Origin of the sequence: Spirosoma soli, assembly GCF_042684525.1 — a bacterium.
In the GTDB taxonomy this organism is placed as follows: domain Bacteria; phylum Bacteroidota; class Bacteroidia; order Cytophagales; family Spirosomataceae; genus Spirosoma; species Spirosoma soli.
Genome location: NZ_JBHULN010000005.1, coordinates 169826 through 185189, shown reverse-complemented (window position 1 = coordinate 185189; position 15364 = coordinate 169826). Strand labels below are relative to the sequence as shown.

11 protein-coding genes and 1 pseudogene are annotated in these 15364 nt (G+C 49.4%); 5 read left to right on the top strand and 7 right to left on the bottom strand.

What is annotated here, in order from left to right; translation table 11 throughout:
- Positions 1-44: 44 nt before the first annotated feature.
- Both ACFSUS_RS10275 and ACFSUS_RS10270 read right to left on the bottom strand, forming a co-directional pair.
- The gene (locus ACFSUS_RS10275) at positions 45-2486 is read right to left on the bottom strand and encodes an ABC transporter permease (RefSeq protein WP_381522186.1); all 2442 of its coding nucleotides are present in this window, start codon (positions 2484-2486) and stop codon (positions 45-47) included.
- A gap of 98 nt (positions 2487-2584) precedes the next feature.
- The gene (locus tag ACFSUS_RS10270; RefSeq protein WP_381522184.1) at positions 2585-4996 is read right to left on the bottom strand and encodes an ABC transporter permease; all 2412 of its coding nucleotides are present in this window, start codon (positions 4994-4996) and stop codon (positions 2585-2587) included.
- Between the two features lie 57 nt (positions 4997-5053).
- On the opposite strand from ACFSUS_RS10270, the gene ACFSUS_RS10265 reads away from it, so the two are divergent.
- Positions 5054-5506, top strand: a complete 453-nt coding sequence (locus ACFSUS_RS10265) for a hypothetical protein (protein WP_381522182.1) — start codon at positions 5054-5056, stop codon at positions 5504-5506.
- Between the two features lie 10 nt (positions 5507-5516).
- Here ACFSUS_RS10265 and ACFSUS_RS10260 read toward each other — a convergent pair whose 3' ends face one another.
- Both ACFSUS_RS10260 and ACFSUS_RS10255 read right to left on the bottom strand, forming a co-directional pair.
- A complete protein-coding gene (locus tag ACFSUS_RS10260; RefSeq protein ID WP_381522180.1) occupies positions 5517-6065 on the bottom strand; it encodes a hypothetical protein in 549 nt (182 codons plus the stop codon).
- Between the two features lie 12 nt (positions 6066-6077).
- Complete coding sequence (locus ACFSUS_RS10255) at positions 6078-8462, bottom strand: ABC transporter permease (protein WP_381522178.1); 2385 nt, start codon at positions 8460-8462, stop codon at positions 6078-6080.
- A 40-nt stretch (positions 8463-8502) separates the two neighbouring features.
- Between ACFSUS_RS10255 and ACFSUS_RS10250 the strand changes: the two genes are divergently transcribed.
- Positions 8503-8946, top strand: coding sequence for a hypothetical protein (locus ACFSUS_RS10250; protein WP_381522176.1), 444 nt, complete (start codon positions 8503-8505; stop codon positions 8944-8946).
- 101 nt (positions 8947-9047) lie between these two features.
- On the opposite strand, the gene ACFSUS_RS10245 is transcribed toward ACFSUS_RS10250, so the two are convergent.
- The 3 genes from ACFSUS_RS10245 to ACFSUS_RS10235 form a co-directional block, all read right to left on the bottom strand.
- On the bottom strand, positions 9048-9725 hold the full coding sequence (locus ACFSUS_RS10245) for an ABC transporter ATP-binding protein (protein WP_381522174.1): 678 nt from the start codon (positions 9723-9725) through the stop codon (positions 9048-9050).
- A 121-nt stretch (positions 9726-9846) separates the two neighbouring features.
- Positions 9847-11094 carry an efflux RND transporter periplasmic adaptor subunit gene (locus ACFSUS_RS10240; protein ID WP_381522172.1) on the bottom strand — a complete coding sequence of 416 codons (1248 nt, stop codon included), beginning with the start codon at positions 11092-11094 and terminating at the stop codon, positions 9847-9849.
- Positions 11095-11276: 182 nt separating this feature from the next.
- The gene (locus tag ACFSUS_RS10235; protein ID WP_381522170.1) at positions 11277-13004 is read right to left on the bottom strand and encodes an ArnT family glycosyltransferase; all 1728 of its coding nucleotides are present in this window, start codon (positions 13002-13004) and stop codon (positions 11277-11279) included.
- A gap of 192 nt (positions 13005-13196) precedes the next feature.
- Between ACFSUS_RS10235 and ACFSUS_RS10230 the strand changes: the two genes are divergently transcribed.
- From ACFSUS_RS10230 to ACFSUS_RS10220, 3 genes and pseudogenes are all read left to right on the top strand, one after another.
- The gene (locus ACFSUS_RS10230; RefSeq protein WP_381522168.1) at positions 13197-14567 is read left to right on the top strand and encodes a sigma-54-dependent transcriptional regulator; all 1371 of its coding nucleotides are present in this window, start codon (positions 13197-13199) and stop codon (positions 14565-14567) included.
- A 40-nt stretch (positions 14568-14607) separates the two neighbouring features.
- Positions 14608-15008 (top strand): annotated as a pseudogene (locus tag ACFSUS_RS10225) (XisH family protein).
- A gap of 10 nt (positions 15009-15018) precedes the next feature.
- A complete protein-coding gene (locus tag ACFSUS_RS10220) occupies positions 15019-15360 on the top strand; it encodes a XisI protein (protein ID WP_381522166.1) in 342 nt (113 codons plus the stop codon).
- Positions 15361-15364: the final 4 nt, after the last annotated feature.

Sequence of the window (15364 nt, the reverse complement as noted above, 5' to 3'; positions counted from 1 at the left end):
ATAAAGCCGACATCTCGGCCAGCTGTTAAAGACTGGGTTCGGTACTATTCGCTCCTCAACGACTTAACCGGATTCATCAACGCGGCTTTCACGCTCTGGAAACTAACCGTCAGCAAGGCAATGCTAATGGCCAGTAGGCCCGCCAGAGCGAATACCCACCACTCGATGTCAATTTTATACGCGAAGTCCTCTAGCCATTGACTCATGGCGTACCAGGCAATGGGTGAGGCTATCAGAATCGCGATGACGACAAGCTTCAGGAAGTCTTTCGAGAGCAAGCCGACGATGCTGAAAACTGATGCGCCGAGTACTTTGCGAACGCCAATTTCCTTGGTCCGTTGCTCAGCCATGAACGCAGCCAGGCCGAACAAGCCCAAACAAGCAATCAGGATCGCCAGGCCTGCAAATGTCAGGGCAATGGTGCCAATCCGTTGCTCAGCGCGGTACATGCTATCGAAGCTGTCTTCCAGAAACTGATAGCTGAACGGCTGGCCAGGGGCGATCTGCTTCCATTTTGCTTCAATCTGTTTGACCAGCGCGGGTAGATTCGTACTACTCAGCCGGAACGACGCAGCTCCACTGTTGGGGCTGAGTACCATACTCAACGCGCCAATGTTTCGCCGGAGCGATTCGTAGTGGAAGTTTTTGACCACCCCCAGAACGGTATACGTCTTGAAGGTTTTACCCTGAGGATCGTCGAAGCGCGATATCCGCTTGCCCAAGATATTAGTTCCTCCAAATAGCTTAGCCGCCGTTTCGTTCAGAATAATACCGGTTGAATCGGAGCCAAACTCTCGCGAAAAATCACGTCCCTGCGCAATCTGCATACCCAGCGTTTTGATATAGTCGTGATCAACGCCCCACGTCTGCATTTGTACCGCTTTCCGCTGGTCAATCTGGCCTTCGGGAAACATCGAATTATCGTTGCGGCTCGAAGGAGTGGGCAGGTAGCCCGAAATGGAGCCGCTCACGACTCCCGGTAATCGCATTACCTCCTGTTTGAAAGTTTCGGCTTGTTTACCAAGCCCATACACATCATTAATCGTTAAAACCTGATCGCGCTTAAACCCTAGGTTTGTGGTTTGGATATAAGTAATTTGTCGATACACAATTATGGTTCCGACAATCAGGATAACCGACATCATGAACTGAAAAACGACCAGTCCGCTACGTAGACTAACATTCTTCAGACTGACATTGGTCTTCCGGGTCGCCGTACCGCCCTTCAGCACGCTGATCGGTCTGAAGGAAGACAGGAAGAACGCCGGATAACTTCCGGCCAGCAAGCCTACCGCAATAGGCAGTACGACAAGTACCGGTAGTAAATACGGCGACAGCAGGCTTTGGGCACTTAACTCTTTAGCGGCAATCGTGTTGAAAAACGGAATAGCAACTACGACCATGATCAGGGCCAGTACCATAGCCAGCACTGTCATTAAGACGGATTCGGACATGAACTGACCAATGAGTTGCTGCCGCTCTGATCCCAGCACCTTCCGAACACCCACCTCTTTGGCCCGGTTAGCCGAACGGGCGGTGGCCAGATTCATGAAGTTGATACAGGCGATTAACAGAATGAACAAGGCTACCGCTGAGAATATGTAGACGTACTGAATGTCGCCAGCGGGCATGAATTCAATTTGTTGCTTCGAGTGCAAATGAATATCCGTGATTGGTAGCAGCCACAAACGGTAGGCATTCCCCGCTTTTCGGAACTGATCCATAGTTGAGCCAATGGCCTGGAGTGCCTGTGGTCCAACGTACTTTTCGATTACAGCGTCAAAATTCTTCTCGAACTGCTTGTAGTTGACGCCTTCGCGCAATACGACGTAGGTATAGTGGTTATTGCTAAGCCACTGTCCCCACGGATACTCGTCGTTGAGCATGGTCAGGAAAAAATCGGAGCGGAAGTGCGAGTTAGTCGGCATGTCGCGCATAACGGCCGTGACTTTGTACGCCTTGTTATTATCGAAAATGAGCGTCTTGCCCAGCGCATCTTGCCCACCGAAGTGCCGTTTGGCGGCCGATTCGCTAATAACTACGGTGTTTGGCAGAGCCAACGCCCGCTTCGGATCACCTGAGACGAGTGGTAAGGTGAAAACATCGAACAGGGTGGAGTCGGCGAACGTAATGTGATCTTCGCGTAGACTGGTTGCGGCTCGAGCTTGTTTGACCAACCACGTTCCACGCTCGTGAAGCCGCACGAATTGCTCTACCTGTGGGTAATCGTTTTTTAACGTCGGGCCGACGGGGTCCGGCGAAACGGCCATTCTCATGTCGTTACCCCCGAACTTAATGTCGGCGTTAATCCGGTAGATGCGGTCTGCCTTTGCGTGAAAACGGTCGTAGCTCAGCTCATCGGCCACGTAGAGCGTAATGAGCAGGCAACAAGCGAGTCCGACCGCCAGACCGAAGATATTGATAAAGGCAAACCCCCGTTGTTTGCGGAGGTTGCGCCAGGCGATTTTTATGTAATTACGTATCATAGTTATAAGAGGATTAAGTTCTGGCGGCAGGGGGCGGGGGATCAGGGGCGAAAGGCTATAGTTAATTATACCCTTTGCCCCCTGCCCAAAACCCTTCGCTATTCTGACCGTAGACTTTTCACTGGGTTTGTTAGGGCGGCTCTGATGCTTTGGTAGCTTACGGTCAGCAGCGCAATAACCACGGCGAGTACGCCCGCCAGAATAAACACCCACCACGGCATGTCAATCTTATAGGCAAAATTTGTTAACCATTGGCTCATGGCCCACCAGGCAACGGGCGAGGCTATCACGATTCCAATCAAGACCAACTTCAGAAAGTCTTTCGAGAGCAAGCCGACAATGCTCGCCACTGATGCGCCCAGCACTTTGCGCACGCCAATTTCTTTGGTACGTTGCTCAATGCTGAGTACGGCAATCGCGAACAAGCCCATACACGATAGCAGGATAGCAATCCCAGCCGCCGTCGAGAAAATAGTCGATAGTCGTTGTTCGCGTCTGTACCAGCGGTCGGTGTTCTCGTTCAGGAAAGAGCCCTGAAATTCCTGTTTGGGAGCAATGGCTGACCAGGCTGCTTTCACGGTTTCCATCGCACTCGTCAGGTTTTGGGGAGCTACCCGAACCAGTACGTAGCTGATGGGCCCATCGCTCATTTGTAAGGTGATGGGCTCCGCCTTTTGATGCAATGAATACAGATTGAAGTCGCTGACAACGCCGACGATCTGATATTGCTTTTGATCGGGTTTAATGAACTTACCGACGGGGTTCGACTCGCCCAATTGTTTCGCCATGCTCTCCGAAATCAGCACGGACGATACGGTATCCGTGCCAAACGTTGGGCTAAAATCACGGCCCTGCACCAGTTTAACGCCCAGTGTTTTTAAGTAATCAAAATCAATCCGCAACCAGTCACAGCGGACATCTCGTTTCTTGTAGGCGAAGCCAAACATCATGCGCGACGAGTTACCGTCCAGTCCTGAGCCGATGTTAACACCCGAACCTGACACCGATACGATGCTCGGTTTGTTGGCCAGCTGATTACGGACTTGCTGTAGGGCAGTCGCACCGTCGAGGTCTTGCCCAACCGGTATGCTGATCACCTGCTCTTCATTAATACCCATTGGTTTTTCGCGCAGATACGTTATCTGCTGACCCATCACCAGCGTGCAGACAATAAGCAGGCAGGCAATGGCAAACTGGGCAACGATGAGCGAGTTACGTAAAACGCCGGGCCGTTTCATACTCACTTTACCCTTCAAGACCTCTACTGCATTGAACCGTGTCGCGAACCAGGAAGGGTAACCGCCCGCTATGAGGGTTACTAACAGAAAGCTTAGCCCAGTCACGGTCAGTACGTCGGCCTGGAGGAAATTATCTAATTTTAAGTGGCTGCTAAATAATTGGTTGAAGGTGGGCAAAGAGCCCCAGGCTACTCCCAGCCCGATAAGGAGCGAAACCGAGCAAAGCAGAAACGTTTCGCCCCAAATTTGGCCAAACAACTGAGCTCGACCTGCACCGAGCGATTTACGAACGCCTACTTCCCTGGCCCGGCCGACTGCCTGAGCAATGGTCAGGTTAATGAAGTTGATGCAGGCAATGACCAAAATGAACAGGCCGACCAGCAGGAGCGTGTAAATATACATGCGGCTGACACCCTGCCCGTTACCCGTTTCAGTATCGAAGTGGACATCCGTTAGGGGCATTAACAACAGGCTTTTCTGATAACCCAGCCTGTTCTTGGGGTAATCCTTCTCCCGCTCTTTGATGTCGCTTGCAAAGTATTTGTTGGTAAAAGCCTGCAAGCGTCGTTCCAGCATGGCTGGCGTTACACCCGGCTTTAGCTTTACAAAAACATCATGGTTTGTATGGTCCCAACGAGATTTATATTCGGCATAATCGCCTTTGTTTTCCACCCGAATGAGGGCGTCGTACTGCTGGGTTGAATTGTCCGGAAAGTCGCCGATGATGCCCGTAACTACGAACGGACGCCAGCCATCATCGACTCGGATTTGCAGGGATTTGCCAATAGGATCTTCTTTGCCAAACACATCTTTGGCCATGTTCTCACTAATGACAATGTTGCTCAGATCGGCCAGCGCCGAGTTAATATTGCCTTTTTTGAGCGGGAACGAAAACACTTTCAGAAAATCAGCGTCACAGCTTCGGACCATTTTTCGGTAGGTCTGATCGCCCCTGCGAACGCCACCACTGCTCCAGATAATCCGTGTAACGGCTTCTAGTTCCGGAATCTCTGCCTTCAAAGCAGGTGTCAGCGGATAAGGCATCGACGCACTATTATTGGAGGTGCCGTCGCGGTTGTTTTCTTCAAAGTAAAGCCGGAAGATGCGGTCGGCGTCGGTGTGAAAACGGTCGTACGACAACTCAAACGCTGAGGTCAGAAACAGGAGTAGGCCGGTTGCAAAAGCCACTGCAAGCCCCACAACGTTGATGACCGTATGAGTACGGTGCTTCCACAAATTGCGCAGAGCGATCTTAAGATAGGAACGGAACATAAAACTTTGTTTTATTATCTTTGGAGAAAAGCTGCTTGTCGATAAGCTAATAACACGATGTACACAAACCGTCCAACTTTTGATTACTCGTTCGTCTATGAAGACGATATGAGTGTCTATGGCCCTAAAGACCATCAGCGCGTCATCAGTAAGCTCAACACCAGGCTAGGTATGCTCTTTTATGTAGACAAATCTATTGAACTAGAGCCCTTCCCGGAGACAATGATTGATGAATCAAAAGCCAGCCCGGTCCCTGATCTGTTGCTTTACGATAATGAGACTGCCGAGAGCCGTATCATTATTGAGGTCTGCAATCAGGAAGGCCTGAAAAAAGACCTCAAAAAGATAATGCAGTTGGTTGATGAAGGCAGCTACGGTATTCTGGAAGCATTCGTTTACAACTACAAAACCCATGACTGGCACCAGTACCGCAAAGACAGTGGCTGGCAACTCGAATCACAATCCTTCTCTGACGTACTACAGTTAGATCTGAACGAATTTCTGCTCTAACGACTGGCCACTACTTTATCTTCACTTCATTTGCTTCACCGGCATTTACCGTAAATGGAAGTTCCGTTTGCAGTACGCCATTCTGCCAGTATTTGTTGCGATATTGCCCTGCACTCAAGCGAACTGTTAACGGGAACAGCGGTTGAGCATCGCGTTTCGTATTAAATGATCGGGTCATTAGAAAGTTATTGCCATAAACCTCTAGCCGACCCTTACCCGTACAGGTTTCGCACCCGAACGTAACGGCACTACTTTCTTGTGCTTTGTTATCGTTTTGTTCATCTACAGTACTTTTTAACGGCTTTAGACCTGGTACGTTTTTGATCCCTAATACGCCGAGCGTATGAAGGGTCTGCTCATAAAGCGAATCTCGTTGCATTTGAGTCAGGCCCTCTACATCAAAATGCAGATTATGCCGGAACGGCCGCCCGTCTCGTTTACCGACGATATTCATCGCCAGCGTCTTATCGTTATTGGTCGTTTGCATGCTTTTCACGATCGTCTGAGCTGAGACAATAAGTCTGAGGCCAACAAAAGAAATTGTTAAGCGTGTTTTCATGACATGACTTATTTATTCGCTGCGTAATGCATTGACCGGGTTCATCAGCGCAGCTTTGAGCGCTTGGAAGAGTACTGATACTAACGCAATACCTATGGCTAATGCGCCCGCCACGGCCACGTACCACCATTGAACATTGGTGTGATAAGCAAAGTAGTTTAGCAGATCCTGGCCAAGCCACCAGCCAATAGGGCCAGCAATAAAAATCGCCAGCAACACCAGCTTAAGAAAATCCATCGACAGAAGAATGGCAACACTGGCAACCGACGCACCCAGTACTTTTCGAACGCCAATCTCTTTGGTGCGCTGCCGCGCTACTAGTGAGATTAGACCAAAGATACCTGCACAGGCTGTCAAGATAGCGATCATGGTCACGAAGCGGATCATCTGCCAAATATTATCGAGCGACAGATAGGACCGCACTATATCGTCGGATAGGTACGTATAGCTGAGCGCACGCCGGGCTGGAATCTTTTTGAACTCACGATCTAACTCATGAAAGAGAGCAGGGGCTTTGCTTGGATCAGCAATCCGAATCATCAGATACCCACTGAGACTTTCGCGGCCACTGTAAGCCTGGAGCATCGGTTCCACCCGACTGGTTAGGTCGCGGTAATGGTAGTCCTTGGTTACGCCGATGATAGTATAGGCTGAGGAGTTGTTGAGCTGACGAAGCTTCTTGCCTACCGCCGTTTTCCAACCGAAGGCCCGCATGGCTGATTCGTTAATAATGACTGCATTGCTGACCGAATCGGCCGGTGTGGCATCGGAAAAATTACGCCCTTCCAGCATCGGTATCTTCAGCGTTTCGGTGTAGTTGACGGCTCCACCCATATGCCGCATGTGAACTTGCTGGCTTTGATTGCCGTCTGGGTAATACTGGTTGAAGTTATCCTGATAGGCAACAGGAGTGTAGTACGTACTGGTAAATGAAACCACATTCGGGTTTTGCCGAAGCTGATCAAAAATGCCTTTTGCCCGTGATGAAGCTACTTTTTCGTCTCGGTAAGCTAAGTCTGTTTTAAACACCAGTACATTCTCTTTATCGTAGCCTAGGTTAGCTTCTTTCATGTACTTGAGCTGTTGACGCATGCCAATGGTGCCGAGGATCAGCACAACGGCCAATACAAACTGTAATACGATCAGGGCGTTCTGACGGAGCCGCCCCTGCCTTGGACTGGCCGAAATTTTGCCTTTTACGGCCTCAGTCGTTTTCAGGTTTAGCAGATACAGCGCTGGGTACGTACCGGCTACCACGGCTACCGCCAGCGCAACGCCCAGTACCATCAGGATAGTAGGATAGTCTGTGGCCAAATTAATGACCAACTGCATATTTTCACTGCGTAACTGATTGAAATTAGGAATCAGGTAATACAGAGCGAACAGTACAGACAGCGCCAGCGAAAGAATAACGACTAAGCCTGATTCGATCCAAAACTGATTGAGTACTAACCGGCGTGTAGCGCCTACCACCTGCCGCATGGCCACTTCTTTAGCGCGTGGGAGGGCCGAGGCTGTATTTAAGTTAATGAGATTGACGCTGATGATGAATAGCAGAAACAAAGCAATCAGGATCGCCCCATAAATCAGACCCTGAAACGACGGATTTTCGGTATAGATATAATCTTTAAATGGAGCTAATCGTAATGTCGAATTCTGGGCATGAGCCTTATAATGTGCCTTTACTAACCGAGGTAGCTTGGCCTCTAGTTGGGCAGGGTCGGCGCCTTCCTTAAGGAGTATGAACGTTGATGCGAAGGTATTAGACCAATCGGCGTTTTCGGGAAAGTAGGGGTTATCGTACAAATTAGCGGCTGGTAGCAAGACCTCAAACTGCTGCGATGAGTTAGAAGGTAGTTTCGCTAGAACACCTGTAACGGCATATTGGAGCGTATCATTGACTGTTACGTACTTGCCGACGGGATTGGTTTCGCCAAACAGGTTTTGCGCTATTTTTTCACTCAGCACCACCGACCGTTTATTTTTAAGCGCGGTCGCTGGATCGCCGTATTTGAACGGAAATGTAAACACTCGGAAATAGGTCGAATCTACGTATCGGGTTGACTCCTGAATACTCTTACCGCCGTACTCAATCCACGGCCAATTCCAGCTTTGATTATGCGTACCGGTTTCAATCTCAGGGTAATCACGCAGCATCTGGTCGAGTAACGGGTATACCGTCTGGTTGCCGGCATCACCGCCCGGATATTGCGTCCTTACGTAGTAAATACGGTCAAGCTTAGCGTGGGTACTATCCCAGGTTAAACATTTTTGGGCAAACAGTATCAACACCACCACGCAGGCAAGCCCTACCGACAGCCCAAGCATGTTTATCCCTGTAAACAATCGGTTGCGCCACAGGGTACGTAGAGCGATTTTGAGGTAGTTGCGGAACATGTTGGTTTTCGGTTAGTTTTGTGAGAAACACGCATGTACTATGTATTTTCCACCGGCTATTCTTCCATCCGTCGCTAACGAGGACTTTGGCGTCTGGGCACCTGTTGATCATCAGCGAATCATATCCAGACTAACAATAGGTTTAGGTATTCTTTATCATCATAAAAAAACGATAAGACTGGAGCCGCTACCGGAAACGATGCTCGATGATACAAAAGCCAGTCCAGTCCCTGACTTATCTTTAGTCGATAACGACACCGATCAAACGCCAATCATCATTGAAGTCTGCAAAACCAATGGTCAGAAAGGCGACCTACAAAAGGTTATTCAACTTATTGACGAAGATATTTACGGCATTCGCGAGGGATTCATCTACAATTACAAAACTCAAAAATGGCTTCGTTATCGGTTTGGCGACGGCAGTAAGGCCACTGAATCGTCGTTCTCGGAAGTGCTACAAATTGACCTGAACACCTTCCTTTGAACCAAGATGTCTGAACTAGGATTTTTAAAGGATTGACAGAATTTTGCTGTCCGTTTCTATGAACAAATCTTGAAAGTCTTTTAAATCCTCCCAATCCCGGTTCAGACGTGGAAATTCTCCGTCACCACTTTACCATCAAACAGATTTACGATTCGGTGGGCAAAGCCAGCGTCGTAAGGGGAGTGCGTCACCATGATAATGGTCGTGCCTTCGTCGTTCAATTCGCCTAACAGCTTCATCACTTCTTCTCCGTTCTTCGAGTCGAGGTTACCCGTCGGCTCATCGGCCAGGATCAGCTTAGGCTTGGCAACGACGGCACGGGCAATGGCTGTCCGCTGTTGCTGACCACCTGACAGCTGTTGCGGGAAGTGATTTCTCCGGTGCATAATGCTCATCCGGTTCAGGGCTTCTTCTACACGCGCCTTACGTTCGTCGGCGGGCGTTTTCAGATACAACAAGGGTAGCTCAACGTTTTCATACACGGTTAATTCGTCAATCAGGTTAAAGCTCTGAAAGACGAACCCGATGGAGCCTTTTCGAAGTTGCGCCCGTTGCCGCTCCGTCATTTTGGCAACCTCTGTGCCGTAGAAATTGTACTCGCCATCACTGGGATTGTCCAGCAGGCCGAGAATGTTGAGCAGCGTTGATTTGCCGCAGCCCGATGGGCCCATAATGGCAACAAACTCGCCGTCTTTCACATCCATGTTGATGCCGTTCAGGGCAGTGGTTTCGACTTCTTCGGTTGCGAAGAGTTTCTGAAGGTTAATTGTCTGGATCATATTTGGAATGGTTGTCTGAACCGGGATTACACTGATTTGTGGATTAACAGGATTTTGCTTTTAAAAGCGAACAACAAAATCGGATTAATCCAAAAATCAGTGTAATCCCGGTTCAGACTTATTAAAATTCTAAGACTTCGTTATCACCAAAGTTTTCGTAAGAACTTGTAATGACTTGCTCGCCAGGTTGGAGGCCTTCCAGCACTTCGTAATATTCTGGATTCTTGCGACCCAGTGTAATGTTACGCTTGACGGCCCGCTTTCCCGAGTTATCAACGACGTACACCCAGTTACCACCGGTATCGGAGAAGAAGCCACCTACGGGTAATAAGGTTGCCTTGGCTGCTTTACCCAGTTCCAACTGGATTGGTGTCGACTGGCCTCGCTTGATGCCCTTAGGGGCAACTTTGGTGAAAACCATGTCGACATCGATGCGCCCATTCTTGGACTCCGGATAAACGCGCGTGATCTCCAGTTCGTGTTTCTCGCCGTTATACTCAAACGAGCCTTTCAGACCCGTAAAGATGCGGTTGTTGTAATGTTCATCGACACCCACCCGCATCTTAAACCCGTTCAGGTCATCGATCTGGCCGATATTCTGACCCTGGTTAATGTTCGATCCAACTTCAATATCCATCGACGACAGCAGGCCTGATACGGGGGCTTTCACCACAAGGTTGTTGAGCGTTTGCTGCCAGAGTGCTACGTTCTTCTGGGTCCGGGCCAACGTGCCTTCCAGCATCTGAATCTGCATTTTGGCGTTGTCTTCCTGGTACTTCTGCGACTCGGCCTCGATTTTACGTTGCTCCACCAGCTTCTCGTAGTCTAGCTTCGCTTTTACGTAATCCTGCTCGGAGACAACCTTGTCTTTAAACAGTTTGGCCTGGCGATCAAATACGTCTTTTGCCTGGTTGATCTGAAAGTCAAGGTCCGATAGGGCTTTGCGTTGCGAATACCGCTCGACCCGTAAGCGCTGCCGGGTATTCTGCAAGTCGTTGACCAGTCGGTTGGCTTCCGTCTCCGATTGCAGGAAGTTTAGGCGCAGGTTCTGGTTTTCCAGTCGCAACAAGACATCCCCCTGCTTTACCATGCTACCCCCTTCAACTAATTTTTCGGTTACATAACCACCCGCGATAGCATCAAGGCGAATCGTTTTCAGCGGTTGTACAACGCCCGTTACGGCAATGAAATCTTCAAACGGCCCAGTCGTGACATTCGAGACGGTAATTTTGTCTTTTTCAACGTTGAGTTTTGAGCGCCGATCGGCAAAAAAGAATGTGTACGCCAGCAAAGCTGCAATCAGTATACCTCCACCAGATAGGGCGATACGCTGTGTTGTCCAAAATCGTTTAGGTAAGACGCGATCCATTGTTAATGAGCGAAAGAGTGAAATAGTGAAAGCGCGAATAAACGCCGGAGACTCATTCGCCTGATTACTACTTCCCAATAGCCGTGCCAACTAGGTTGTGTGCCTATAAATCAGTTGTTTATCGGATTTTATTGCTTGCTATCTGTCCGGTTTCGGACAAATTGCTGTCCGCTTTTGTCGCTCTATTTTACTTCAGCCAGCACATAGGGTTCGACCGTCTGGGCTCGGGTTTCGTGATTAAGAAAGGCATACGTTAATACGCTAACATGGTAGTACGGAAATACGGCAATTCGCCGGATGTTGAAGCCTCTTGCAACCAGCGAATCGGCAAAAACGGCTGTCGTAAATACTTGCTTCGGTCCACTCTGCACCTGTCTTCTCAACGACGAATCGGAGCGGGCGTATCGCGTGGGTGCATCGGCATAAAACTCGTATGTCCAGAAACTACCTCCGCCAACACCAGTGCCAGGTTCGTACAATATCGTCGGTCGGTTAGATAGCCCTGGTTGCTGATTCGCATAGCGGGCGGCCGTCATGCCCGCCTGATAATACATGAAGGTTGGATACAGAAACAAATTCAAAATACCGGCTACTACCAGCATGGCTCCCACCATGCGCCCCGTGAGCGATAGGAGGTCCGTTTGCCGAAACAAAATGAACGTAGCCAATGTAACGACAGCGACCCAACCCAAAGCAAGGCCAACTTGCGCGGGCTGGACGACAAACAAAATTGCGACAATCAGAATGATAACTAAGATTCCAATTACGGTTTGGCCAATGGTCCACCGACGCACGTTAAGTGGCTTTAAGCCGACCAGAAACTGAGCGGCTATAATGGCAAAAAATGGGAACACAATATTCATGTAGTGTGGCAGCTGAAAGCCTGACAGCGAAAACAGCACGAACGTTGCCAGGCCGGAACCTAGCGAAATATATTCTGGCTGGTTCTGGGTTGGCGACTTAGGCTGTCGGTTGACTACCCTGGCCAACGCTTTACCAATGCCGACGTAAAGCGGCAGTGACCACGGCAGAAACGCCCAAAGTAATGTGTGTACGAAGAAGAACTTGTCGCCCTGGCCCTTAATTGGTCCCGTGTTGAAGAAGCGACCGAATTGACTATCCCAAAAGAAAAACCGCACACCCGACACACCCGTCTCACCAAAAACAACTTTTTCGGGGTGCAGATCAAACTGTTGGTAGAGGCAATACATTTCGGGCAGAGTAAACAAGAAAGATAACAGAACCGCCAGATACCAGCGGGGTTTCAGGAGTTCACGCCAGTTGCCGGTCAACAGCCAATGCAGTACCAGGCCTGACCCGATCGGCACAAGCACAAATACGCCTTTTGTCATCAGGGCGCAACCAGTTAGTAAGGCCCCGAGCAGCAGATGTACTGATTTGGTAAGCTTATATCGTTGAGGGAAAGACGTACGAGTATCAAAGACGCGGTAAAAGTGGTAGACGGCTCCCATAATGAGGCCCATTAGGTAAGGCTCCGCCCGGACGTCACTGTTGGATATAACACCGTGGAGAGCCGTTAATAGGATAAGCGCGGTTACCTGCGCTACCAGCTTTGAGTAGGTTAACTGGGCGAACTTGTACGCGTAGAACACACTGCCGAAAAAGAACAGTAACGCCGGAAATTTATAGGCGAACGTATTAACGCCAAAAATTAAATAGCTTACAGCTGTAACCCAGAACGGAAAATGGGGTTTATCGAGCCAGTCGCTGCCCACCGCATACAGATTAACAAAATCGCCGGTTTGGGCCATTGTCTTGGCGATGCAGGCATACAAAGCGCCATCGGGTTCCAAGATTGGGGCAAACAGGCCGGTAGCGTTCAGAAATAGGCCGACGGCGACAAGAGCATAAAACCAACGGTCGTTAAAAGGAGCGTAATGAGCAGTCATTAAATTGTCATTGATCGTCATTAAATTGTAGTGGGCTTTTCGGTGATCGTCGAAAAAATAAACCTTAATCAACAGGTAGTACTACCAATGTAATGACTCTTTATAATCGTCAAAGTACGTAAGAAAAGCCTAATCTGCCGTTCAACCAGTATTTGCGTGCAACAATCTGCTCTTCCCGTATATCTTTGAACTATGCAAGATGCTAAACTTCTCATCGTTGACGATGACCCCGACGTGTTACTAGCGGCCCGGCTGCTGCTCAAACGACACGTTGGTACGGTGGACATCGAAAAGAACCCCGAAAAACTTCCGTTTCTGCTCAACAACAACCGCTATGACGCCATTGTGCTCGACATGAATTTTCAGCGTGATGTGAGCAGTGGGCGCGAAGGGTTCGCGTGGCTCGACCGCATTCTGGACATTGATCCCAAAGCGCGGGTCGTGCTCTTTACGGCTTACGGAGACGTAGAAATGGCTGTTCGCGCTATTAAAGCCGGAGCCGTTGACTTCGTGCTTAAACCCTGGCAAAACGACAAGTTTCTGGACACAATTCGGGCGGCTATTGCCAAAGCAGGCGGTAGTTTGCAAATGCCTGAGCCTGGTACTAAAGCTGAAGGACGTACGTCGTCACCCAAGCAAACGTCGATCATTGGCTCGGCCATGCGGCCTATACTGGAGACCGTTGAGCGAGTAGCGCCAACAGATGCCAACGTCTTAATTTTAGGTGAAAATGGCACCGGTAAAGACCTGATTGCGCGCGCTATCCATGAGCACTCGAACCGGAGCGATAAGCCATTTGTGAGTGTCGACGTCGGTGCCTTAACCGAGAGCCTGTTCGAGAGCGAGTTGTTTGGTCACGTAAAAGGCGCATTTACCGACGCCCGCGAAGATCGCGCCGGGCGATTTGAAGAGGCTAATGGCGGAACAATCTTCCTCGACGAAATTGGAAACCTGACACCTTCGCAACAGGCGCGGCTTTTAACGGTGCTGCAACAACGGCAGGTAACCCGCGTTGGGGCCAACAAAGCTAAGTCGGTTGATGTGCGGCTTATTTGCGCCACCAACGCCGACCTTAACGAGCGCGTAGCAGAGCGCGCCTTCCGCCAGGATTTGCTTTATCGGATCAACACAATTGAGCTGCACTTACCCGCCCTGCGTGATCGCCCAACCGACATTGGGCCACTCGCCGAGTACTTCCTGAAGAAATACGCCAAGCAATACAATCGTCCGGTGACCAGTCTAAGCCCGGCACTGCTGGCTGAGATGAAGCAATACCGCTGGCCGGGCAATGTGCGGGAGTTGCAGCACGCCATTGAGCGCGCCGTTATTTTGGCACGGCCTGAACTAACGAAAGGAACGACGCTGGAGCCGGGCGATTTCGTGTTCAGAAAAGATGCCTCAGCCACAACGCCGGTAAATGAGACACTGCAGCTAGAAGACATGGAGCGCCACCTGATTCAGCAAGCTATGCAAAAGCACCGGGGCAGCATTACCGACGTAGCGAAAGAACTGGGTCTATCGCGGCAGGCCTTGTACCGGCGATTGGAGAAGTTCGGGCTGTAACGACCAGAAACAGCGTATCTTTGCTGGTGTCCCTGAGTTTATGGCAAAAGATATATTTCACCAGGCTGTAAGGACAGCCCTTGAAAAAGATGGCTGGACAATTACCCACGATCCGTACCCCATCCGACTGCTTGGCTTTGACTTAGATGTTGATTTAGGGCAGAGCGTATTTTAGCCGCAGAGCGAGCGGGTGATAACCAGCTTGAAAAAATTGCTGTAGAGGTAAAAAGCTTCTTAAGTCCCTCGTTTATGCGGGATTTTCATCAGGCGGTTGGCCAGTATACAAACTATCGACTGTTGCTTGAAGAGCAGGAAAAAGACCGCATATTATTCCTGGCTGTTCCCAAAGAAGTATACGAATACCGGTTCGAATCACCGGGTGTTCGTTTTATTCGGGAAAAGCTAAATTATTTTTATTGGCTTTCGACGACGAAAAATTAACAATCAACACGTGGAAAAGATAGATCATTACCGCCAAAGCATTCTGGCGATCCTGAATGACTACCTTCACATAATACCCGTTAATCTGCAGGATGTAGAAAATCAATTGATTATCGATACGGAACGTAATCATTATCAATTTGTTAGTATTGGCTGGGATAAAAAAGCGTTTAGTTACGCTATTATTTATCATTTTGACATCAAGCCTGATGGGAAAATCAGGATTCAGGTCAACAATACAGATCGGGATGTTGCCGAAGAGCTTGAGCAGATGGGCGTGCCAAAGTCAGACATTGTTATTGGTTTTCAGCCACCCCAATACCGGCAGTATACAGGCTATGCAGTAGCTTAACAAG